Annotated in this window: 25 protein-coding genes; 8 read left to right on the top strand and 17 right to left on the bottom strand. The window is 44.6% G+C overall.

All coding sequences use genetic code 11. The annotated features are described in order from the left end of the window. Window positions 1–32 precede the first annotated feature (32 nt). From LY387_RS07795 to LY387_RS07780, 4 genes are all read right to left on the bottom strand, one after another. Window positions 33–830, bottom strand: a complete 798-nt coding sequence (locus tag LY387_RS07795; protein ID WP_234495971.1) for a PhzF family phenazine biosynthesis protein — start codon at window positions 828–830, stop codon at window positions 33–35. A gap of 9 nt (window positions 831–839) precedes the next feature. Continuing rightward, on the bottom strand, window positions 840–1,514 hold the full coding sequence (locus LY387_RS07790) for a YoaK family protein (RefSeq protein WP_234495970.1): 675 nt from the start codon (window positions 1,512–1,514) through the stop codon (window positions 840–842). A gap of 84 nt (window positions 1,515–1,598) precedes the next feature. Continuing rightward, window positions 1,599–2,090 (bottom strand): GNAT family N-acetyltransferase, encoded by a 492-nt coding sequence (locus LY387_RS07785; protein WP_234495969.1) that lies wholly within the window; start codon window positions 2,088–2,090, stop codon window positions 1,599–1,601. Continuing rightward, complete coding sequence (locus LY387_RS07780) at window positions 2,087–2,680, bottom strand: DJ-1/PfpI family protein (protein WP_234495968.1); 594 nt, start codon at window positions 2,678–2,680, stop codon at window positions 2,087–2,089. Before LY387_RS07780 ends, LY387_RS07785 begins: the two co-directional genes overlap by 4 nt. 243 nt (window positions 2,681–2,923) lie before the next feature. Between LY387_RS07780 and LY387_RS07775 the strand changes: the two genes are divergently transcribed. The 8 genes from LY387_RS07775 to LY387_RS07740 all read left to right on the top strand — a co-directional run bounded on the left by LY387_RS07775 (window position 2,924) and on the right by LY387_RS07740 (window position 12,398). Next, complete coding sequence (locus LY387_RS07775) at window positions 2,924–3,148, top strand: DUF1656 domain-containing protein (protein WP_042472885.1); 225 nt, start codon at window positions 2,924–2,926, stop codon at window positions 3,146–3,148. Between the two features lie 19 nt (window positions 3,149–3,167). Beyond that, window positions 3,168–4,043 carry an HlyD family secretion protein gene (locus LY387_RS07770; protein ID WP_234495967.1) on the top strand — a complete coding sequence of 292 codons (876 nt, stop codon included), beginning with the start codon at window positions 3,168–3,170 and terminating at the stop codon, window positions 4,041–4,043. Window positions 4,044–4,046: 3 nt separating this feature from the next. Then, the gene (locus LY387_RS07765) at window positions 4,047–5,405 is read left to right on the top strand and encodes an FUSC family protein (RefSeq protein ID WP_234495966.1); all 1,359 of its coding nucleotides are present in this window, start codon (window positions 4,047–4,049) and stop codon (window positions 5,403–5,405) included. A gap of 226 nt (window positions 5,406–5,631) precedes the next feature. Further along, window positions 5,632–7,218, top strand: a complete 1,587-nt coding sequence (locus LY387_RS07760; protein ID WP_234495965.1) for a bifunctional aspartate transaminase/aspartate 4-decarboxylase — start codon at window positions 5,632–5,634, stop codon at window positions 7,216–7,218. 411 nt (window positions 7,219–7,629) lie between these two features. After that, a complete protein-coding gene (gene aspT, locus LY387_RS07755; RefSeq protein ID WP_112478327.1) occupies window positions 7,630–9,345 on the top strand; it encodes an aspartate-alanine antiporter in 1,716 nt (571 codons plus the stop codon). Between the two features lie 109 nt (window positions 9,346–9,454). Next, window positions 9,455–11,041, top strand: coding sequence for a bifunctional aspartate transaminase/aspartate 4-decarboxylase (locus tag LY387_RS07750; RefSeq protein ID WP_234495964.1), 1,587 nt, complete (start codon window positions 9,455–9,457; stop codon window positions 11,039–11,041). Window positions 11,042–11,131: 90 nt separating this feature from the next. Further along, window positions 11,132–11,989, top strand: coding sequence for a pyridoxal kinase PdxY (gene pdxY / locus LY387_RS07745; protein ID WP_234495963.1), 858 nt, complete (start codon window positions 11,132–11,134; stop codon window positions 11,987–11,989). Between the two features lie 10 nt (window positions 11,990–11,999). Continuing rightward, window positions 12,000–12,398, top strand: a complete 399-nt coding sequence (locus tag LY387_RS07740) for a glycine zipper family protein (RefSeq protein ID WP_234495962.1) — start codon at window positions 12,000–12,002, stop codon at window positions 12,396–12,398. Between the two features lie 169 nt (window positions 12,399–12,567). Here the strand turns inward: LY387_RS07740 and LY387_RS07735 are convergent, their stop codons facing one another. From LY387_RS07735 to LY387_RS07675, 13 genes are all read right to left on the bottom strand, one after another. Continuing rightward, on the bottom strand, window positions 12,568–13,056 hold the full coding sequence (locus LY387_RS07735) for a GNAT family N-acetyltransferase (protein ID WP_234495961.1): 489 nt from the start codon (window positions 13,054–13,056) through the stop codon (window positions 12,568–12,570). Between the two features lie 32 nt (window positions 13,057–13,088). Then, window positions 13,089–13,436 carry an SH3 domain-containing protein gene (locus LY387_RS07730; protein WP_234495960.1) on the bottom strand — a complete coding sequence of 116 codons (348 nt, stop codon included), beginning with the start codon at window positions 13,434–13,436 and terminating at the stop codon, window positions 13,089–13,091. 34 nt (window positions 13,437–13,470) lie between these two features. Further along, window positions 13,471–14,181, bottom strand: a complete 711-nt coding sequence (locus LY387_RS07725; RefSeq protein WP_234495959.1) for a class I SAM-dependent methyltransferase — start codon at window positions 14,179–14,181, stop codon at window positions 13,471–13,473. A gap of 51 nt (window positions 14,182–14,232) precedes the next feature. After that, the gene (locus LY387_RS07720; protein ID WP_234496074.1) at window positions 14,233–14,676 is read right to left on the bottom strand and encodes a YtoQ family protein; all 444 of its coding nucleotides are present in this window, start codon (window positions 14,674–14,676) and stop codon (window positions 14,233–14,235) included. Window positions 14,677–14,733: 57 nt separating this feature from the next. Continuing rightward, window positions 14,734–14,955: a VF530 family DNA-binding protein gene (locus tag LY387_RS07715; protein ID WP_042472852.1), complete on the bottom strand. Its 222-nt coding sequence runs from the start codon at window positions 14,953–14,955 to the stop codon at window positions 14,734–14,736. Window positions 14,956–15,031: 76 nt separating this feature from the next. Beyond that, window positions 15,032–15,334, bottom strand: coding sequence for a YnfA family protein (locus LY387_RS07710; protein ID WP_419153445.1), 303 nt, complete (start codon window positions 15,332–15,334; stop codon window positions 15,032–15,034). Between the two features lie 52 nt (window positions 15,335–15,386). After that, window positions 15,387–15,710 carry a DUF4144 domain-containing protein gene (locus LY387_RS07705; RefSeq protein WP_234495957.1) on the bottom strand — a complete coding sequence of 108 codons (324 nt, stop codon included), beginning with the start codon at window positions 15,708–15,710 and terminating at the stop codon, window positions 15,387–15,389. Between the two features lie 121 nt (window positions 15,711–15,831). Further along, window positions 15,832–16,083 (bottom strand): TIGR03643 family protein, encoded by a 252-nt coding sequence (locus LY387_RS07700; protein WP_234495956.1) that lies wholly within the window; start codon window positions 16,081–16,083, stop codon window positions 15,832–15,834. An 80-nt stretch (window positions 16,084–16,163) separates the two neighbouring features. Further along, window positions 16,164–16,808, bottom strand: coding sequence for an HD domain-containing protein (locus LY387_RS07695; RefSeq protein WP_419153427.1), 645 nt, complete (start codon window positions 16,806–16,808; stop codon window positions 16,164–16,166). 24 nt (window positions 16,809–16,832) lie between these two features. Continuing rightward, window positions 16,833–17,222 carry an MAPEG family protein gene (locus LY387_RS07690; protein ID WP_234495955.1) on the bottom strand — a complete coding sequence of 130 codons (390 nt, stop codon included), beginning with the start codon at window positions 17,220–17,222 and terminating at the stop codon, window positions 16,833–16,835. A 43-nt stretch (window positions 17,223–17,265) separates the two neighbouring features. Continuing rightward, window positions 17,266–19,284 (bottom strand): carboxylesterase family protein, encoded by a 2,019-nt coding sequence (locus tag LY387_RS07685; protein WP_234495954.1) that lies wholly within the window; start codon window positions 19,282–19,284, stop codon window positions 17,266–17,268. A 162-nt stretch (window positions 19,285–19,446) separates the two neighbouring features. Next, the gene (locus tag LY387_RS07680; RefSeq protein WP_234495953.1) at window positions 19,447–21,945 is read right to left on the bottom strand and encodes a response regulator; all 2,499 of its coding nucleotides are present in this window, start codon (window positions 21,943–21,945) and stop codon (window positions 19,447–19,449) included. Window positions 21,946–22,093: 148 nt separating this feature from the next. Beyond that, window positions 22,094–23,758 (bottom strand): cation:proton antiporter, encoded by a 1,665-nt coding sequence (locus tag LY387_RS07675; RefSeq protein ID WP_234495952.1) that lies wholly within the window; start codon window positions 23,756–23,758, stop codon window positions 22,094–22,096. Between the last annotated feature and the right edge of the window lies 1 nt (window position 23,759).

Raw genomic sequence — 23,759 nt, 5'->3', positions numbered from 1 at the left:
GTTATTGTCCTGACTATGTTTTGGTCGCCACACTAAACAAATAGTAGTGACTTAGCAAATAATACGGCGTCACCTGATATCAAAACTCTGTCATTTTTTAGTAAACCGTACAAAACACCTGTGCGCTTTGACGCCTGAAAGGCCGTCAAATTGAGTTTACCAAGTCGTTCTGACCAAAAAGGCATGAGTCCAGCATGAATTGAACCCGTAACGGGGTCTTCATCTCCACCATTCGCTGGCCAAAAATAACGAGAGACAAAGTCATACTCCTCAACATTGCTTGCCGCCGTAGCAACCACATCATAAGGGGCAAGTTCTTTTAGCGCCGCATTGTTTGTGACCAATTCAGTAACATCTTTTGCATCGTCATAAATGGCAAAATAGGCTTGTTCGCTACGCAAAACCTGTTTCGGTGTGATCGATAATCCATTGAGTAACTGCTGGGGGATATCAGTAACATTAAGTGGTTTACGAATAGGGAAGCTCATTTCTACCCTTCCACTTTCATCTTTGGATACCAGTAAATCCCCTACCGATTGTGTCGAGAATTTGATCTCGCCAGTTAGTCCAAGTTGCTCGAACAAAACATGAGACGAAGCCAAGGTTGCATGACCACAAAAATCAATTTCGGTTATCGGCGAAAACCAGCGAATAAAGTAATGATTGTCAGCACACTTTCTTAGAAATGCGGTCTCTGAGAGATTATTTTCAATCGCGACGTTTTGCATCCACTGCACGTCATCGTAGTTGTCTACAATCACGACAGCAGCACTGTTACCTCGAAAAGGTGTATCGGTAAAAGCATCGACAATCCATTGTTCAAGCGCCATTCTCTTTCCTTAATTCGCTCTGTTCGTGTAAGCAATGCGCTTACGGTAAATTCGGTACACGATAGCCAGTAGTATACAAGCCGTTGCAGGTACGGCAAGTGAAAGAAAAGCCAGCTTATAGAACAACATAGCCCCTGCGATACCCCCTAAAACAAAACCAAAAACGATGGTCACAAACAATTTCGCTTTTCGTTTATCGAAGGGTTCACCACGCAGTGAAGAACCAATCATGATGCCCAAGTCAGTCACGATCCCAGTTACATGGGTCGTCCTGACAACTGCGCCGCTGAAAGTTGTCGCAAGTGCATTTTGTAGTCCACATGCAGCCGAAGCGAAATAGGTTCCCATGTGCGAACCTTGGAAGAGAAAATAGGCAGCAATAAATAAAAACAAGCTCTCGATACAAAGTAGCCATTCGTATTGACGGCCAAGCTTTAGCGATACATTAGAGATGAAAAGCCCGGAGATAGCGGAACCAGCTAAAAAGCTTAAGACGATCGCAAACAAATACCCTGCCGCCGACCAATCATTAAAAAGCTGCGTACCTAGCAGTGTCGCCGTCCCCGATAGATGAGAGATCGCTTGATGTTGAAATCCCATCAATCCTACCGCGTTTACCGTCCCTGCAAGTAGCGCAAGAATGAAAGCTCCTGACTCAATCCAACGTGGCAATTTAGAAATCAAGTGAGTACCTCACGACAAAAAAGCAGGTTAACGACGACAAAATAGTTCACACCGTCAAAGACGAAGCGTGCATCATAGTCCTATCTAGCGTGGTTTCTTTGATTTGAAGCACATAATGTGCTGCGGACCAGCCGCACCGCCTAAATACAGTTCTCCTGTGTCCACAAAACCTACCTTTTGGTACAGCTGATAGGCAATCGTGTTCTTGCAATTTACTGTTAAATACAGGTCACACGGGGCTATGCTAAGCCAAGAATCGAACTCCTCAGTAATTAAACTCAGTGACGACTTCGCAAGGCCAAGACCCTGATAGCGTTGGTCTATAAAGTATGCACGTAAGCCGACCGCACCAGCGGGCGCATCCTTCATCGTGTTGGCATAATCTTGGTCGAGTAAAAAGAAACCTACAGCTATTTCATTGGAATAGATGACCCATTGTGTCTCTAAGGGTTTAGATAAGCTCGCGTGGACAATTTCTGAAGTAATACCGACAAAAGGGAGTTGGCTTTCGTCAACATAGAGGTTAACTAACTCCTCGGTAACGGGAATCTCAACTTTTCTGATAACTAAAGTCATAAAACAACCCCGTCCTCATTCCATTCAAACTCCATCTGTTTTGCCGTTTTTAGTGCTATTTCCCTACCTTTTAGTTTTTCCACGAGCCTCAAGCTCATATCTATACCGGCTGATATTCCGCCAGATGTTACTAAACGACCGAGATCAACCCAACGAACGTCGGGTTTAACCGTTAAGTTAGGAAATTTTGCTTTCAAATCACCTTGATCCTCCCAATGGGTGGTGACAGTTTGATCGGTAATAACCCCCGCTTGAGCTAGCAAAAAGGCGCCTGTACACACTGAAGAGACTAGATCGGCCTCTTTGGAAACTTTCGCGATCCAGTCCATAGATTTCACATTGGTCATCTCTGGCTCATGTATACCGCCGGGGATGACTACCACATCCAACTTTGGGTGGCTGAGGATTGAGTAATCCGACTGAACATTAAAACCTCCACGGGCACTTACTTCACCATGACTGCTAGACAGTAAACTCACATTCCACTTGTCTTCATCAGGCAAAAATCGATTTGCCGTAGAAAACACCTCGAACGGACCTGCGAAATCCAATACCTCGACGTCTTTGTAGATATAAATTCCAATGTTCATCTCAACCGTCCTTTGTTAATACCCTGTTATCAACACTATTCAGTTCCCGCGAAAATTTCAACTTATTCGTCTCAAACTATCCTTTGTTGAACAGAGTGTTAGCTAAAACAGAGGGTACGATCCTACATAACCGATTTATTGAAAAGACACTTCCCATTTAACCTTTACTTCATCAACGTATCAGCTCCTTCTCCGTTTCCTTTTCTGATACGAAATTACTATTTGAAAAAGGCGAATCACACTATGAATGAACTGTCGTTCAGCATGCCCCACGAGCTTGAGTTTGCCGGGATTTATTTCCCCCCTCTTCTGCTCACCTGCGCATGCGGTTATTTACTAGCCCTAATAACAAGTAAGTTCATCGTGCGCAGAAAATGGCACCGATACTTCGCTGGTTATGCGTTGGTCGAGATTGCTATTGCAGCCGTTTACGTGGTTCTTCTCAACAAATATATCGTTTGGTCGTAATTCAAAGAAAGGTTTTCCCGTGTTAAAGAAACTCATCACTACTATTGCTGTTTTGGCCATTGCTGGTTATTTCACCTATGACAACTACGCAAGTTACATCGAGAACCCATGGACACGGGATGGTCAGGTTCGCGCTGATATTATTCAGATCACACCTCGCGTTACCGGCCCAGTAATCGAGCTCAATGTTGAAGACAACAGTCACGTCAAAAAAGGTGACGTGCTGTTTAAAATCGACCCAAGCACCTTTGAGGCAGCAAAAGATCAAGCGTACGCGAACCTACTTCAAGCTAAAGCACTTCTTGAACGTGCTATTAACGAAGAGAAGCGTTCTGCAGAACTTGAACGTCGCAAACCTGGCGCAGTCCCTGTTTTGACTCTCAACAACCTCGCCAACGACGTGCAGACTTCTCGCGCAAATGTAAAAGCTGCTGAAGCTGGATACGAGTCAGCGTCATTGAATCTTGAGTTCACAACGGTGACTGCCCCAACTGACGGTTACATCACTAACTTAAACCTTCAAGAAGGTTCTCAGGTGGTAGCCAACCAACCGGTTGTCGCGTTAATTGATGATGACAGTTTTTGGGTTGAAGGCTTTTTTGAAGAGACCGATCTTCGCCACATTCGCACTGGCTCGCTCGCTCAAGTCACGCTTATGTCTCACCCTGATCGCCCGTTGGCGGGTCATGTTAGAAGCATGGGGTATGGTATTTCCAAAGCCGATGGCAGCACCGGTTCATTTTTACTACCGAACGTTAACCCTAACTTCCAATGGATCCGTCTAGCGCAGCGTATCCCGGTGCAAATCAAACTAGATAAGCCACCAGAAGACATCCAACTTATCGTCGGTGCTACGGCATCTGTTTTAGTGAGTAAACATCAACAAGCAGAGTAGAACATGAAGATTGATATGCATAATGCTCTAAAATTGGCTATTTCGGTACCGCTAGCACTCTTGCTAGCGTTATCGTTTGGTTGGGAAAAGCCCTACTGGGCCGCGACCACCGTTATCATTCTCTCTACCCACGAGTCCTTTGGTCATTCTTTGAAAACGGGGCGAGAACGTATTCTAGGGGCTGGTATTGGTGCCATTCTAGCGTTCATATTGGTGTCTTTGTTTCCTCAAGACCCAGCCCTCTTTGTGACAGCCTTCGTAACCGTCGCCGCGATCCTTATCTATTTAGGTGGTTGTCTGCATCACGGTTACCTATTCAAAATGGCATTCGTCGTATGTACTCTGATTGCTTTTGTCGGCAACTTTGACAATGTCACGACATTCAATATGGCAATTACCCGAGTACAAGAAACGATTCTCGGGGTGTTGGTGTTCACCTTTGTCTATAGCTTTCTATGGCCAGAAAAAACGGAAGACTTAATTTTCGAGCAGTTTGCCACTTTGGTAAAACAATACCGAAAAATTATCGTCGACTATCGATTTGACCACGGTAAGAAACTCGAACTCAATTCTCTTAGAGCGGACATTGAACGAGCAAAATCGCTGCTTGCGCTGCCACTACACGGAAGTTACGACCTGAAAAGCAACATCGATAAATATCGCATCGTATTAGCGTCTTTTATCGAGTCGGCAGATAGATTAGAACAACCAGAATTGTTTGACTTAGATTGGCACAGCCATCGATGCGCTGAGCTGGGTAATACTGTCAACAAAAACAGTATTGATGAACTAAGTCGCGACGATTTGCACACTTTAGTGCTAGACTCTACATGGGATGACGAAACTCTTTATAAAGAGACTAAACGCAGTCTAACGTTATTCACTAACTATCAGCAAAGGTTAGTGGTCGTCGCTCAAAATGTTTGCGTGATCATCTCGGCGTTTCTGCTTTGGATATATTTGGCAATTCCCGGGGGAACTATCTTCCCGATGCTTGCCTGTGTCATGGCTAATGCGATGACCTCGATGCCGAAAGCCTATATTAATAATGTCATTTTAGGATTCATTATTTTTGCAACTTTCGTCTTGCTTCAGTTTGTGTTGATTCTACCTTCACTCACGGAAGCATGGCAGATAGCCATTTTCTATTTTGCTAACTTGATGGTTATGTCGATTGGTTGTGACTTTTTTAAACAACCTCTGCAAAAAATGATAGGACCACAGATGCTTGTTGTTCTTACCAACGGACCACTGCATTTAACGCCTAGCTTCGATATACAAACACCGCTCATCATGGTGATTTTTGTTTTTCTATCTTTAGCACTCGCTAAGTTTTATATAGACCTAATACATATCGATTAATATTGAGAAGCTGCCACATGGCAGCTTTTTTTTTGCATTTTCACGTACCCGATGGACTCACCCTACAAAAGCGATTTATTCATTTCTCACTCTTACCTTAATATTTTCTCATCAGGACAAGGTACTCGTTACCCGCATTGGAATGTAACAAAGAATGGTGAATGAACTATTGCCACCATCTCAAGATTAACTATCTACGTACACACTGAATTATAGGTTATTAACTATGTCTAATATCGACTTCTCACAATTCGAAAACCTAAGCCCATTTGAACTTAAAGACAAACTTATCGAAGTGGCTAAAACGACTCCAGACCGCATGCTGATGGATGCTGGCCGTGGTAACCCTAACTTTCTAGCTACGCTACCTCGTCACGCTTTCCTTCGCTTAGGTGACTTCGCAATGCAAGAAGCTGAGCGCAACTACGCTTACCTAGATGCGGGCTTCGGCGGCATCCCAGATGGTAAAGGCATCGTTGAGCGTTTCGATACGTTCGTAGGTAAAGCGGGTGACTCTGAAGGCGTTCGTTTCCTAGAAAAAGCACTTAGCTACGCGAAAGACCGTCTAGGTATCGACAAGCAAGAGTTCCTAAACGAGCTAATACTAGCATTCCTTGGCTGTAACTACCCTGTTCCTCCTCGCATGCTTGTGAACATCGAAAAAGTGGTTAAGCAATACATCGCAGAAGAGATGTACGGCCCTATGCCAACTACGACTAACTTTGACCTATTCGCGACTGAAGGCGGCACGGCGTCAATGACCTACACCTTCCAAACCATGTTCCACAATGGTCTGTTGAAGAAAGGTGACAAGGTTGCACTGACTACACCTATCTTCACTCCGTACCTAGAAATCCCAGAGCTTTCTGAGTACGAACTGGAAATCGTAGAAATCCGTCTAGACGAGAAAACATGGCAGCTTCCTCAATCTGAGATTGAAAAGCTAGCTGACGAGCAAATCAAACTACTGTGTGTGGTAAACCCTGCTAACCCAGCGTCTGTGAAGTTCTCTGACGACACGCTAGACCGCCTAACTTCATTTGTTGAAGAGAAGCGTAAAGACCTATTCATCATTACCGATGACGTGTACGGCACATTCGCAGATAACTTTGTATCGCTGTTTGCAAAACTGCCATACAACACACTTTGTGTGTACTCATTCTCAAAATACTTCGGTGCAACAGGCTGGCGTCTAGGCACTATCGCGATTCAAGACAACAACGTGTTTGACGATGCGATGCGTGCACTACCAGAAGCACAGCAGCTTCAGCTTGATGACCGTTACAAAACACTGACTCCAACACCGCGCGACATTAAGTTCATCGACCGTATCGTTGCAGACAGCCGTGCAGTAGCACTAAACCACACTGCTGGTCTATCGCTACCACAACAAGTTCAAATGGCAATGTTCTCTCTAAACTGCCTAATGGACCTAGAAGACAAGTACAAAGACGCTTGTAAACGCATCATCCGTGAGCGCTTCAACACGCTTTACGAAAACATGGGCATCACTGTTGAAGAAGACAAAGACCGTGTGGATTACTACACACTACTAGAGCTAGACACCCTAGGTGGCAAGCTGTACGGCGACGAGTTCGTGGAGTGGTTCAAAGCAAGCAACAAGGGTAAAGACTTCTTGTTCCGCCTTGCTCACGAAACTGGTGTTATCTTGCTTCCAGGTAAAGGCTTCGATGTGGTACACGCATCAGTACGTGTATCACTCGCTAACCTAACTCACCACGAGTATGAGTTGATTGGTCGTGAAACTCGCCGCGTACTTGATGAGTACTATGCAGAGTTCATCGCTAGCTAATTTTACCCCACAGACAACGCCTCGCTATTTAGCGAGGCGTTTTTATATCTAGCGCATTAATAATATAACACCAACTCACTTCCAGCTAGCACACATACACTTGGATTATTCCCTACACAAACAACACGTACTAGATTTTTAAATAAAATTTATATTTATCAAGAATCAACCCCACTGCCAGGCGGTCAATTTAACAACACAAAATCAACTATTTAGGCAAAATCGATCATTAAAAAACCACTATAACTCTACTGACGATGACTTCATCCTACAAACGTGATTTATTAAATATGACGAATCAACTTATTATTACCGCATCAAGACAACAATGATGCTTGATTAGCAAAGATTGCAACTCAGCTTTCACGGAAGACTCTTAATTAATTATGTAAACTCAACTGGAGCTATATTATGGACTTTGTTCATACTTTAATTCAAAGCTCACCATTTATTGCATTATTCATTACCCTATCACTAGGTTATTTGGTGGGTAAAATAACAATTGGTCGCTTTGTTCTTGGTGGTGTCGCAGGCACACTATTAATGGGCGTATTAATTGGTCAATTTGGTGTTCATATCGACCCAGGTGTTAAGAGTATTTTCTTCGCACTATTTATTTATGCCGTAGGTTTCCAAGGCGGTCCGCAATTCTTTAGCGCACTGAACTTCAGAACCATCAACATTTTGATGTCGGCTGTTGTAATGACGGTCTCAGGCCTTCTATGTGTTCTGGCGGCAGCGTGGTTCTTCGACCTTGACCGTGGTACAGCAGCAGGTCTTGCAGCGGGTGGTCTAACTCAGTCAGCAATCATCGGTACCGCTGGTGACGCAATCAGCAAGTTAGCTGGTGTGACTGAAGAAGCGAAGCACATCATGCAAACCAACGTTGCAGTAGGTTACGCGGTAACATACATCTTCGGTTCCCTAGGTCCAATCCTAATGGTGACTTGGATTATCCCAACAATGATGAAATGGGACATCCGCGGCGAAGCTATCAAGCTTGCTGAGAAAATGTCTGGCGGCAAACCTGAGCTCAACCCAGGTGAGTTTAACGCGATTTCACAACTAGAGTCTCGCGCATTCCAAGTGACTAACTCTTGCAGCGTATATGGCAAAACCATCGCTCAGGTAAACGAAAAGCTTGTAGACGTTGCCATTGAAGTTATCGAACGTGACGGCAAAGAGATTGAGCTGGAGAAATTCACAGCTATCAATGAAGGTGACGTTATTGTTGTCACTGGCCGTCGCAAAGCAGTGAACAAATTCGCGAAACACCTAGGCCAAGAAGTTGTCGACCTAGATGAAAAATTCACGCTTATCGAAGAAAACCGTCAGCTAATTGCAACAGACAAAAAGCTTATTGGTAAAACGCTTAAACAGGTTAAACAAGAGTCAAATGCAGACGCTCTTCGCGGTGTTTACGTTACAGACTACATCCGTGGCGGCAACTCTATTGACGTGACTGAAAACCTTGTTGTTCAGAAAAACGACATCATTCAGTTGACAGGTAAACCAACAGACATCAACAAAGTTGAAAGCAACATTGGTAAACGCCTTGGCTCAAGTGTTGTGACTGACTACGTCATGTTCGGACTTGGTATGGCACTAGGTGTTCTTATCGGCATGATCAGCTTCAAGATTGCAGGCATTCCGGTCACTATCGGCTCAGGTGCTGGCTGTTTGATCTCTGGTCTAATGATGGGCTGGCTACGAAGCAAAAAACCAAGTGTGGCTTCGTTCCCTGTTGGTGCATCTAACTTCCTTCGTGACTTCGGTCTGGCTATCTTCGTCGGCATCGTAGGTCTAGAAGCAGGTCCACAAGCAGTAAGCACAATCCAAGAACACGGCTTGTCACTTCTATTCCTAGGATTTGGTGTGACATTGATTCCTCAGTTCATCGGTTTCTTCGTGTCTTACTACGTACTGAAAATTCGCAACCCAATTGAAGGCCTAGCAGCCGTAAGTGGTGGTCGAAGCGCAAACCCAGCATTTGCTGCGCTACTAGAGAAAGCAGGTAACTCATCTCCAGTATTCGCCTTCACCGTGACTTACGCAGTAGCTAACGTACTGCTCACACTATGGGGACCAATCATCGTTGGCATCATTACTACCAACGTCCCAATGTAACGCATTAATCGAAATGAGCGGGAAAGTTCTCTCCCGCCTTTTCAAACAAATTTCAGTCAAACGAACCTGTTCGTTTGCTAATGAATCGAAAAATTTAAGGTAATTTATTATGTCTAATATCGACTTCTCACAATTCGAAAACCTAAGCCCATTTGAACTTAAAGACAAACTTATCGAAGTGGCAAAAACGACTCCAGACCGCATGCTAATGGATGCTGGCCGTGGTAACCCTAACTTCCTAGCTACGCTACCTCGTCACGCTTTCCTTCGCTTAGGTGACTTCGCAATGCAAGAAGCTGAGCGTAACTACGCTTACCTAGATGCGGGCTTCGGTGGCATCCCAGATGGCAAAGGCATCGTTGAACGTTTCGATACGTTCGTAGGTAAAGCGGGTGACTCTGAAGGCGTTCGTTTCCTAGAAAAAGCACTCAGCTACGCGAAAGACCGTCTAGGTATCGACAAACAAGAGTTCCTAAATGAACTCGTTCTAGCATTCCTTGGCTGTAACTACCCTGTTCCTCCACGCATGCTTGTGAACATCGAAAAAGTGGTTAAGCAATACATCGCAGAAGAGATGTACGGCCCTATGCCAACCACGACTAACTTTGACCTATTCGCGACTGAAGGCGGCACGGCGTCAATGACCTACACTTTCCAAACCATGTTCCACAATGGTCTGTTGAAAAAAGGTGACAAGGTTGCACTGACTACACCTATCTTCACTCCGTACCTAGAAATCCCAGAGCTTTCTGAGTACGAACTGGAAATCGTAGAAATCCGTCTAGACGAGAAAACATGGCAGCTTCCTCAATCTGAGATTGAAAAGCTAGCTGACGAGCAAATCAAATTGCTTTGTGTGGTAAACCCTGCAAACCCAGCGTCTGTGAAGTTCTCTGACGACACGCTAGACCGCCTAACTTCATTTGTTGAAGAGAAGCGTAAAGACCTATTCATCATTACTGATGACGTGTACGGCACATTCGCAGATAACTTTGTATCGCTATTTGCAAAACTGCCATACAACACACTTTGTGTGTACTCATTCTCAAAATACTTCGGTGCAACAGGCTGGCGTCTAGGCACTATCGCGATTCAAGACAACAACGTGTTTGACGATGCGATGCGTGCACTACCAGAAGCACAGCAGCTTCAGCTTGATGACCGTTACAAAACACTGACTCCAACACCGCGCGACATTAAGTTCATCGACCGCATCGTTGCAGACAGCCGTGCAGTAGCACTAAACCACACTGCGGGTCTATCGCTACCACAACAAGTTCAAATGGCGATGTTCTCTCTAAACTGCCTAATGGACCTAGAGGACAAATACAAAGATGCTTGTAAACGCATCATCCGTGAGCGCTTCAACACGCTTTACGAAAACATGGGCATTACTGTCGAAGAAGACAAAGACCGTGTGGATTACTACACACTACTAGAGCTAGACACCCTAGGTGGCAAGCTGTACGGCGACGAGTTCGTGGAGTGGTTCAAAGCAAGCAACAAGGGTAAAGACTTCTTGTTCCGCCTTGCTCACGAAACCGGTGTTATCTTGCTTCCTGGTAAAGGCTTCGATGTAGTACACGCATCGGTACGTGTGTCACTCGCTAACCTAACTCATCACGAGTATGAGTTGATTGGCCGCGAAACTCGCCGCGTACTTGATGAGTACTTTCAAGAGTTCATGGCTCAATAAACAGCCTTAAGCCTCGCTCTGCGAGGCTTAATTTTTCCCTTTACATGAAAAGCACTCCGTTGGCTTTTCGATTAAAAGAAGAAGTACGCTATGAAAGGTATTATTTCTATTCAATCACACGTCGTTTATGGACGTGCTGGAAACAGCTCAGCTGTATTCCCACTACAAAGACTTGGCTTTGAAGTATGGCCAATTCACACGGTTCAGTTCTCAAACCATACACAATACCAACAAGGTTGGACTGGATACGCATTTCACCCGAGCATCATCGGGGAGCTTACGCTTGGCCTAAATAAGATTGGTGCTCTAAAAGACTGTGAAGCGATTTTGTCTGGGTACATGGGCAGCGCAGCGCAGGCGCACGAAGTATTAAAGCTTGTTAACAAAGTAAAGAAAGAAAATCCAAATGCACTCTACGTTTGCGATCCAGTCATGGGTGATTCAGAAAAAGGCTGCATCTTAGATCCGGAAATTACTGACGAGCTAGTTACGCATCTTATGCCTGCAGCAGATGTGATTATTCCAAATCAATTTGAGCTCACTCAATTCACCGGGATCGAGATAACCTCGCTCGGAGACGCGGTTGCAGCCTGTAAAAAAGCACTCTCCATGGGGCCGAAGGTGGTATTGGTGAAACACTTGCACGGTATATCAAACAACATCTTCACAATGATGCTAGCGACTGAGGGCCATTGCTATATGGTTCAGCGTCCTTTCCTAGATTTTGAGCGAGAGCCCGTTGGTGTTGGCGATTTAATTTCCGCACTATTTACGGCTGGCCTTCTCAGCGAACTGTCGCCGGTTAAAGCGTTTGAGCATGCAAACAACGCTTGTTATGGCGTACTTCGTGAGACCCACCGACGTGACGAGTGGGAACTTCAAACTGTAGCGGCGCAACAAAGCCTTGTCGATCCAAAAGATCGCTTCTGTGCAACTCAACTAGCGTAAGGAAAAACTCATGAAGAAAGCAATTATTACAGCGGCATTACTTTGCTTAAGCAGCGCCGCTAGCGCCAATATCATCATTGATACGAAAAATGTAGATCAAGAGCAGTACCATGCTGATATGTATGAGTGCCAGCAATATAGTGAGAACGTGCAGAGTGGGCAATCTAACTCTCTAGGCTCCGATATGCTGGGTTCAACCGCTAAAGGTGCGGCGTTGGGTGCCGCTGGCGGTGCAATTTCTGGCGGAAGTGGTACTAAAGGTGCTCAAGTCGGAGCCGGAATTGGCTTGATTGGTGGCGCACTCAAACACGGCGCGGAAAAGAGACATCAAGCAGAAGAATACCAGGTGCAGAAAGACCAAGTTGTCCGTCACTGCATGCAAGGCCGTGGCTATTACGTACTAAACTGAATCGGTTCTTGTAGGATTAGATCCTTCAAACGCGATTGTGGATATTCAGCTCAAAAAGATATTATCTCTTCGTCAAGGCGTAATGCTCCTTGGTACTGTAATTGAACTCAAAAGGATTAACATGGCGTATGGGGAAACCCAGCTTTGGGAAGGGATTCCCAATTTTTTTCTACTCTTCTACTAACCCTTTATACATCACGAAACTATCAACATAACCCAGGCGGCTGTGTTTATAGGCTCTAGGAATCGTCCCGACGATATCAAAGCCAAGACTTTTCCAAAGCTCTACTGCGATAGTATTTGTCGATACCACGCTATTAAACTGCATCGCTACAAATCCCAGTTCTATCGCAATCTGTTGGGAGTACTCGCACATTGAACGTGCAATCCCCTTCCCTCTGGCACTCTCAGAAACCATGTATCCGCAATTGCAAATATGGCGGCTTGGTCCTGCCGCATTTGCTTTGATGTAAAACGAGCCTAGTATCTCTCCGTCATTTATATAAACGAATGTTTTAAGTGGCGCTTTACACCAAACATCAAACGACTGCTCTAATGTCATGTTTGGATCAAAAGCATAGGTTTCCTGAGCCCGTATTACCTTAGAAAACGTAGGCCAAAAAGCATCGAAATCCTGTCTTGTCATTTCACGAAACATGAGTTGTTCCTTAAGTTGCTAGAAACGGTTAATCAAACTCGCGCAAGGTGGTTTAAAGGAGACCAACCCATAACACCTTTGTCACCTGTTTTTTCGCACCAAATCCAACCATTCAGTTCAAACTCAGCAGTCAGTCTTTCACCCACCGCTAATCTGTGCTCAACAGCACGGTAGTCACTTTTGACGATCGCGATCTCAGCATCTATCGTGAGTATCTGTTTAGGTACCCACCCCTTCTTATCTTCACCGCGACAAAGAACCCAATTTGGCCAATCACCCTGAGCGTCTGACTCTTCCATAACAGTCAGTTGCTCACCTTGCACGACAACAATCGGGTGTTTGGGAGTATCTGTGTATTCCTTTACTACTTTGTATTGCATATTTGTCCTTTATTTTAGAATTACCATCACGACATCAATTCGGTCTGTACGTCGAATAATAGGTATCGACACTGATCTCCTGATGACGGTCTTCGCTTAATGCTTTGACTACTCTATCGAATGTATTGTCGCTTCCGAATCGCTCAACCAATAGTGCAAAACGTTTTGAAGACGAAAATAGTACATGAGCTAGTTGTTCTGACGAAACCGGAATCACCAACCTGCTTTGATGAACAGCGATCTCTGTCAGCACTTCAAACTCCGAGAAGTTCTCTGCATGGTTATAGCTAGAAGTACTTGGCGGTAGTGTGATACCAAGGCTCGTCAGCACATCATCGAGCAATACTTCGAAGTCGTAGGCAACTACCGTGACATCTTCATTGCCGACACGCAGTATTTCGTCAACTAACTTATCGGACTTGGCGTAAGAAAGTGAACCTGCAAAGGTGACAATATCAACCGAACTATCGGTAAGCGGTAAGTTATCGCCCGTCCCTTGAACAAAAGAAACACCATGTGATAAGCTCGCGTTAGCCAGCATCTCGGCACTTGGGTCTATGCCCACAACCTCGCAGCAAAACGCAGCCAAAGCATTGGACGAGAGGCCTGTCCCACAACCTATATCCAGACCTTTTTCAAACGAAGGCTTAATAGATTCTATTGCCTGTTTCAGTATCAGCCCGTGAATAGGCGGACGGTACGCCGCGTAGTGCTTAGAAACTTGATCGTTATACTCATCACTCATTACCACTACCTCTAGGTTCTTGTTTTATGGCAAAAGAAGCTCTGTTTCTTTCTAAGAAACTGTGTAAGCCAATAGATCAACAACCTGTTGTGGCGTCGTTGCCCACGCCTGTGCAGCGCCATCAACCTCTTTTAGCGCATGTACTAGGTTTTCATCGTGGAGAGTAATGTACGGTTTGCCGAGTGCAGCACAGTAACCAGCATCAAAAGCTGCATTCCACTGCTTATATTTGTCGCCAAAACGAATGATCGCTACGTCACATGCTTTGATAGCCGTTTGAATTCTAATCGCGTTTACTTTTGCGGATTTGTGGTCGCGCCAAAACTGTTGCGACTCGGCGCCTAAACCATCGCCTGCAGCATCACTTGATTCATGATCTGTGTTGGCAGACGTAAAACTGATATCAAGATCCTTGGCTTTGCAGCCCTCGATGATCTGCTCTCGCCAATCGGTATGTATTTCACCTGATAGATATACTTTCAACACGCACTCCATTAACACATTGATTTTTAGACAGTCTACTCGTACCGCTTTGGCTGAGCAATGATTGAATTATCGACAGAAGGTATCGATATAGAGAGCCTCTACCTTGTCTCTCGCCCACTGAGTGCGACGCAAGAATTTAAGAGAAGATTTGATAGAGGGGTTGTTGTAAAAGCAATTAATCTGAATTTCCGCATCTAAGCCTTCCCAACCATAGTGCTCTTGAAGGCGTACTAGGATTTTTTCTAGTGTCAGACCGTGTAGTGGATTGTTTGGTTGCTCTTGACTCATGTCTTATACCTAAAATTTGTTCAACGCGCGCAGTGTACCAGATTAAGCATCCATCGACCTCTGGTTAATTGCTCCGTCAGGCGCCTCTGGGGGCAAACATAATTATAGCCATGCCGAGCAACGCAACTAATGTACCAACAATATCCCACGTAGTTGGTTTGATACCATCAACTAGCCAGAGCCAAATGATGGCGACAAATATGTATACCCCGCCGTAAGCCGCATAAACTCTGCCTGCTGCCGTAGGGTGTAAAGAAAGTAACCACGCGAATAAACCAAGAAAGAACGCAGCTGGGACTAACAGCCAGATCGACTTTCCTTCTCTAAGCCACAAATAAGGCAAATAGCAGCCTAAAATCTCTGCCACAGCGGTCGCCATAAACAGACCAACAACTTTTACATCGACCAAAACCGTTTCCTATCTAGTCCTTTTATTGAGCAGAATGCAAAGCGTGAATCGCTTCAGCTATCGAGTTGAACTGAATTTTAGTAAGGCATACTTGTGCCAATGAAAATTCATGAGCTTGAACAAGTAAAGTGACATCTTCAAGACTGAGAGTCTCATGTTTATATTCCAGTACCACTATGCCTCTAGAATCTGTCGTTACCCCATACACCTGTCCGTAAGAGTCAACCAAGATGTCTTCATCACTGTGAATAAGTGAATTGAGTTCGTCAGTTAACGAGACTTCCGACGCGATGTAAAGCAGTTCATCATCACCTTCAAGTTTAAGGAGGCAGGGCCAATTGATCATAACAATACTTGTGAAAGATGGCATAAGTGTGGGGTAAGCCTACACGCAGAAAAAGAAGTTAACAACAGCGCAGAAAGTCGAGTTCGTCTATCTAGAGCACTGGTTTCGTTAAACTGAAGGGCTACTTATGTTTATATTGAGTCGGGCAGTACCCTCGGCTAACGTCACCACGACGAAGCCTTGCATGTTTTGTTGCTCTACCCGAAACTCTTGCTCGCCATAGCTTGAAACTGCCCCTTTTTAGTCGAACACGCATAAAACGTATGACCTCAGACTCGCTCAAGCCAAACTGTGATCGAATGGCTTCAAAAGGCGTTCTGTCCTCCCAAGCCATCTCTATAATTCTCGACTCCATCTCTTGTGTTACTTCCATAATTAGACTTCCACCAAAATACAGAACCTGTACTACGCAGAGAAGATAACTAAAGTTCAATTCAGCTTGTTAACCGAATTTTAAATGCTTATTTCATGTCTCAATTGAGCCAGAAACGAACGCATATACTCTACTCTCCTCTCAGCTTCTTCTCTTGCAGAAGCCGTTTGCATCATGCCAGGCAGTCGGAAGAGCTTAGTATGGTAATGGTCTATTGAGTACTTCTGATCTTCTGGGTGGCGCTTTTCACAAAATGGGTCTTCAGCGCTATATAGAGTTACGCCTAATTGGGTGCTTACCTGTAGACACCTTGCTATACCGATCGCACCAAGAGCATCAAGCCTGTCGGCATCTTGTACTACCTTAGCTTCGAGTGTTTTGGGGGTAATATTAGCGCTATAACTATGCGCTAGGATACTGTGGTGTATTGCATCGAAATATTCTGACGGATAGCCCAGCCCCTCAAGAAAGCTCAGTGCTTTGTCCGCCGCTATAGCCGAACTTTTAGAACGCTCTGGATGATTTTTAGGAAATGAGAAACAATCATGAAGATACGCAGCAGGTAACACAACCTCTAGCATCGCCCCCTCCGCCCTGCACAACTGTTTGGCCGTCTTTACTACTCGAAAGACATGATTCATGTCGTGGGCTAGATCTTGATTCATTTCTTGAGCAATAAAATTGATCATTGCTTCTTCATAATCTTCACAGGAAAACATCGGCATTTACTAATACTCAAAACTCATAGATTACATTGGCATAGAGTGCCATATAATGGCAAATGAACAACCTATAGCAACTGTCCAGGACAAAGAACGCAATTTATCGGCATCCAGCAAATACAAAACATGATAGACAACTCGCGCCCCAATGTGAGTTAAAGCGAGATATTGTATCGTTTCAGATGTGGACTCAGTCACCAGAGCGACAAGAACTGCCGGTGCAAATACAATAAGCGATTCAAACGCATTTTGATGTGCAGCTAATGCCCTCGCCCCAAAACCGGTTAGACCTGCTTGCTGAGTTCTTGGGTGACGGTTGTCGTAGCCACCAGCTTTATTCATCGCGATGGCCACGGGAATCTTAGCAATGTAAGGGAGAATCGTGGCGACGAGTAGACACCAGATTAGAGTGGTCATCAGGACATCCTTTTCCTATGAGATAAGTGTTTAGTATATCGAATTAATCAGCTAAGTAGTAACCAATAAGATTCTGTGTTTCAAGACCTTGTAGACGACCGTCTTGGAGTAATTCATCTTTGCCAGTTTTCGTCATTCGGTCCCAATCATAAGTTGGACCGTCTGTCTCATTGCCATCGATAACCCAAACGCTATCTGAACCTTTCTGGTACTGTTCTTTTTCGAACAACTCATCGCTAAACCAAACACGCGACATCTTGCTCATCATAGCTTCATCTTGACTAGACACACTAAACGTTGTTCCATCAGAGCGCACGGCTTTGTTGAAAACAAAAGGAAGCTCTGAGCCAAAACATGGCGTTCCGAAGCTGCAGCTCAGCGATTTCACTACTTGAATGAGATCGGTTTCTTTCTCACTAAATAAGTTCCCTTTTGGTACTGAGTTAAAGCTACCTCGATAGTTAAACTCATACATAGTCGCTTGAATTTGAGAATCATCAGCTGACGCGACTTTAGCTCGAATAGGGCCCGCAAACATCATATCGCTGGTCATTTGGTTAAACTGCTTCATGTTATCAAACGCACCGCTAAGCTCTTTTTCCGAGTTAGCCGCATAATCCTCAAAGCCAAGTAAGGTGCTTGTTTGATCAGTATTACCTAGACCATAGAACAGTGTATTTACAGCTTCGTAAGCGGTCTCTGGTAGAAGGTTGATGATGTCACCCAACTCTAGCTGGATATTTACATCATTGCCGTCAATGCTCTCTAGCTCAGCTCGCAGCAGCTCAACATTATCATCTTCTGTCAACCAAGTAGCAATGACTTCAGGTGCTTGTGCCGCATTTTCTTCAGTCAAAAGATCTGGGTCATTGTTCATGATCAAATCCACTACCATAGGAATCAAGAAGGTAATGTCCGCCAGTGAACCAAACGCTCGCTCATCCGCAGCGTTATAACCAGCAACCGTTGGAACCGTAAGTTCAGTATCAAAAGGTTGAGATTTCAGGTGATAACCTTTATCTGATCCAATGAGTTTTTTACGGTACTCAATGTAAGGCGCAAATGGCATCAGCGTCGCTATTGGTGTCGCGTTTGAGCTAATTGGGTTTATTGTTGCAGCGCTAGTGACTACCCAGTCCACAATCTTAGACGTTGCCTTAGACATTGATTGTTGCTTGTCCATAATTTCTTTCAGCGACATGTTTTCCATTTCAGAGACAGACGCGAAGGATTCTGCATTGCTGCTGCTTTTGTATTCAAAGCCATATGGATTACTTTGCATGATCGCGCGCTGGAAATATTCACCAGCAATAAACTCGTCGCTGCTATCTTGCTGTAGGATACCGATCGACATAGCGCCCGCGCCCTGCCCCATAACTGTCACGTTACCAGCATCACCACCAAACTTATCAATATTGTTGTTAACCCACTCTAATGCGCGTTTTTGGTCACCAATACCAAAGTTTCCGCCTTTGCTGTCATCTTTGTAAGTCGAGCCAAGTAAACCCAGACGGTAGTTAAATGTGACTGCGATAAAAGGCTTTCCGTCGAGTTGTCCTTGAGCGACAACGTTGTCACCGTGAATGTGAGGATCCGAACCAGAGCCGTTTTCAAAGTTACCACCATGAATGAACACGTATACAGGTAAAACTTGATCGGCCACTAGGTTACTTGGGCGCCAAATATTTAGATTTAGGCAATCCTCTGCTTGGCGAATTTCGGTTAACGCTGTTTGCGGACATACGGCGCCAAACTCTGTCGCATAACCATCTTCTAGAGCAACTGTATCACTGTGATTAAAACGAGTCGCTTCTGCATAAGGGATACCCTTAAAGCTCTCAATTCGAACCTTTTGTTGTGTGCCCGCGGTGTCGCGTACAACAACAGACTCGCTAGTGCCGATCAAAGTGACATCGCCAATTTCAGTTTCAACTGGGTAGCTTACACCTGGTTCTACAGGCTTTGGCTCGCTCGGTTTGGTTGTAGAATTATTGCTGCCGCCACAAGCAGCAAGCGCTAAAGGAATCGCTAGAGATAGAACAGTACGAACAGACTTACGCATGGTTGACCTTACTTAATATTATTCTGAGAATCATTCGACGGAGGGACTGTTTGTTCCATCCCTCAGTTAAGTGCGGTCATTTTATAAGCAGGTGGGATTTGTCGTTAATCGCGTTTGAAGGACGCCATCATCACCTAGGTGAATGATGGCGAGATGTCCGTTTTATGCTCGATTCTGGGATTCTTCATCAGAGGCGGTATCTTGCTTTTCCTTGTGGGGTAACCACTTCGCAAGGACGTCTCCTAATGCTTTTGCACTAACAGGTTTGGACACATAGTCATCCATCCCAGCTTGCAAGCATTTCTCTCTATCTCCTTGAATCGCGTTAGCTGTCATAGCGATAACGGGAATGTCGTGATTAATATTCGCATTGTTTGTGTTCCGAATCTCTTTGGTTGCCTCGTAGCCATCCATTTCTGGCATTTGGCAATCCATAAACACTAGGTCAAAACCAGTGTGCGCTCGGAGTGATGCTAATGCTTCTAGCCCATTTTTAGCCTTATCGACTTTAATCCCATACTTACTAAGAAGAGATTGCAAAACAACTAGGTTCGTTGTCACATCATCGACAATTAACGCTCGGGCATCATATTGCGTTTTCTTGGCAGGTGTATGTCTCGTTACAAAGCTATCTTTAGGGCTTTCTGAGTTGAGACCCGACACTTTTTCGAGAACACTAAGCAAATCTGACTGTTGCATAGGTTTGGTCAAGTAACCGGTAAAGCCAACTTGCTGCATGAGTTTGGCATCCCCTCTCTGGACTACAGACGAGAACATGATCAGCTTGGTATCTTTAATCGAGTCATCGCGTTGGATTTCTTTAGCGAGTTGAACACCATCCATATTTGGCATTTGATAATCGATAATGGCGATTGTAAACGGCTTACCCTCTTTACTTGCTTTAGTCAGCACTTGTAAAGCCTGTTCACCGCTGTCGACAACCTCATGCTCCAAATCCCAGCGCTCAAATATTTGGATCATCAGATTTCTATTTGTTTTGATGTCATCAACAACAAGTACGCGTTGCTGCTTCAAATCACCTGTTGGCAAATAGACAATGGATTGTTGTGTCGAGTTTTCTAAGACGATAGTAAACCAAAAGTTCGAACCCTCTCCCTCAACACTCGAGACGCCAATGTTACCACCCATAATCTCAGAAAGACGCTTACTGATTGATAAACCCAACCCTGTCCCACCATACTTACGAGTAGTAGAGCTGTCTGCTTGAGCAAATCGAGCAAACAGTTTTTTCTGTTGCTCGTCATTGATTCCTATCCCAGTGTCTTTTATCTCAAACTTAATAACACTGTCCGTAAGTCTCTTTTCTAATACAGAGACATAAACCGCAACCTCACCTTTGTCGGTAAACTTAATCGCGTTGTTTACTAAGTTATTTAAAATCTGACGTATACGCCCTGGGTCCCCCTTGTAACAGAGGTCCATGACTGGGGTTGCCGGACATATTAATTGAATGCCTTTTTGCTCGGCGGCAAAATAGAGCATTGCGCCGACTTCTTCGACCACCTCACCGAGATCAAAATCAATCACTTCAAGGTCGATCTTACCTGCTTCTATTTTCGAAAAGTCTAAGATGTCATTGATGATAGACAGAAGCGATTCCGCACTATTTTTTGTGGTCTCGGCCATCTTCCTTTGTTGTTCATCTAACCGGGTATCAAGCAACAGGTTAGTCATACCGATGACGCCATTCATTGGCGTTCGAATTTCATGGCTCATAGTCGATAAAAAATCACCTTTCGCCTTTGCCGCAGCCTCAGACCTTTCAGTTTCTTGTTTAAGCTTTTGGTTGTAATGACGCATCTTTTCATCATTTTCAACAAGGCTTGAGGTCATCTCTTTGAAGCTGAGCGTTAACTTTGAAAACTCATCTTTGCCGTGAAGGTTCTTACTCGCACTCAGTTTTTCTAAACCTAAGCTCAGCTTACCCAAACCAACATCGTGAGTAGCACGCAGCAAAGTATCAAGGCGCCGTTTAACACGCGCCGAACTCCAAAATGCGACAAATACAGAAATAATTGCTGATACGACTGTACCAAGTATCAATACCAAGCTCGTTTGACTAGCCGAATCCGCTGACTTAACGGTTCTGATACTTATCAAAGCTTCTTCGACTTTTATAAAGGTATCAACCTTCTTTCTAATCTCGTCAATGATCGACTTGCCCGTCTGCTTCTGGACGAGCTGTATTATGACGCTCATATCTGCTTGTCCATCTCTGACAAGCCTTCTCTGTTCAATCTCTTTCGTTGCTGCTTCTTGTAACCAAAGCTTGTGTAGCGCGTCAATTTCCCAGAGAAGTTCTACCTGCGGTGGGTTATCACTGACTTGCTGTGCAAGAGTGCTAATTTTTTCGTCCCATATTGGCAGAGACCAGTTAAATGGCTCCAAAAACACCTCATCACCGGTGATCAAGAATCCGCGTTTACCCGTTTCCATATCAACGACCATGGTCAAAAGCTCTTGCGCCCTAGCGATCGCTCTATGGGTGTGCTCTACCCAGCTGGCATCTTCAACCATAGACTGAGTATTTTTGTACACAGAAACCGACACTAAGAGCATCAAGAGCACTGGTATTGAAAAACTCACCAGCACTTTTTTCTTTATTGATATATCGTCAAACCATCGACTGAACACTTCCATAATATCCCTATTAGTAATAAAGAAATTAATAGCAGTGTAGAATAAGATTTCTCAGTTTTTAGTGTACTTTGGAGGTAAACTCCTTCTATCTACAGGAGTTTTGACGTTAGTCAGGAAAATATATCATTGGCGACGAACACATTAGAGATTAATGGACTAGCTCGGTGCGCAGCTCGTTCGCAATTTCCGTCACCCTGTGTTCCTCTACACCAAAATCATTCAACAATTCTCGTCCTTTGCTGAGGGTGCTTTCTATATAGACGGAACTTGCATGATTAACACCAAGATCTCTCAAAAACACCTCATCTAACCTTGAATTTGTTCTCGCGTAGACTTCGACATTTTTATACTTGCACAACACTTTAGCTATCTTTCTTAACCTAGATGACTCAGTAACTGAAATAAACGCCCCTTTTGCTAAAGTCAGTCCAGCGAGTTGCTGCGTCTTGGTTGATAAAATATCACCGAAGTGCGCATTGAGATTCAGTGCCTTAGCGCGGCTGACACGGTCATAGTCCAAATCATAACCCACATAACTGATACCCGCTTTTTCAGCCATCATACAAACGAGCCTACCTACCTCATCTAAACCGACGACAACAAGTTCACAATTGGGTGAACCATCTGCATTCTGTCGCTCTTGCTTGGTTATTAGCGCGTCACAGATTTTCTTCCCAAACTCGTACAACCAAGGTGTCGCTATCATACTTAAACTAATCACAACAAAACCAATTGAGACCGTTTGTGGAGACAGAAGCTCAAACGCTTGCGCGACGCCAAACAATACAAACGCAAACTCACCAACTTGAGCAAGGGCGAAAGCGGTTTTGGTTGCTACTAATTTGCCTTTGCGATCCAGGAGTGCGAGTCCAAAGAACATTGAGAACTTAATTAGGATGGTTGCGACCAGCAGTCCCAAGATCAGAATGGGATGTCCGGCGATGATATTTGGGTCAATCGACATGCCTACCGCCAAGAAGAACAGAGACATTAAAATGCCTTTTATCGGCGCAACGACCTCCTCAAGTATGTGTTTAAACTCCGAATCAGAGAGCAGCATACCCAGTAAGAAGACGCCCAAGGTTTCAGATAGCCCCGCTTGTTGTGAACACAAAACTGTCAGAAGGATGGCACTTGCTAACATGAGTACAAAAGCTTCTTTACTTCGCAGTTTTGCACTCCATACGAGTAACTTGGGCAACACAAATCTTGCCAACAACACTATCAAGGTTATGACGCCTACAAACACTAAGCTTTTTTCGAGAAGCCCCACCTGAGCTTCGACTTTACTGTGGGCAAGAATGGGAATTACCCCCATAACCACCACAATACTCATATCTTGCCCCATTAAGTTGGCAAAGATATTCTTCCCATGCGAAGTGCCCAATTCGCGTTTGTCGGCAAGCATACTCACCACTACCGCGGTCGATGACTGAGCGAGGATCAAGCCTAGTACCAGACCTACTTCCCAAGGTACGTCAAAAAGAACTGCAACAATGGTAAAGCATGCCCCCGTGAGTGCGACTTGGCCCATACCCTGAAGCAACAGCGTCTTACGCATACTCCAGAGTTGTTTTGGGCGCATCTCAAGCCCCAAGGTAAACAGGAATAGCACAACACCAAAATCGGCAATGGATTGCAGTGTTTCGACATTATTCGACGCAACAAGCCCCGGTGTGTTCGGCCCTAAAATCACACCCGCAATGATAAAACCTACTACAGAGCCAATGTTGAGCCTTACAGAAAGTGCTACGCAGCAACCAATAATCAAAAATGCCAACGCGGCTGTCATTAAGAAGCTATTCATATCCATG

Source organism: Vibrio maritimus, assembly GCF_021441885.1.
GTDB lineage: Bacteria > Pseudomonadota > Gammaproteobacteria > Enterobacterales > Vibrionaceae > Vibrio > Vibrio maritimus_B.
Note: the sequence above shows the minus strand (reverse complement) of the source record. Positions and strands in the feature narration are given on the sequence as shown.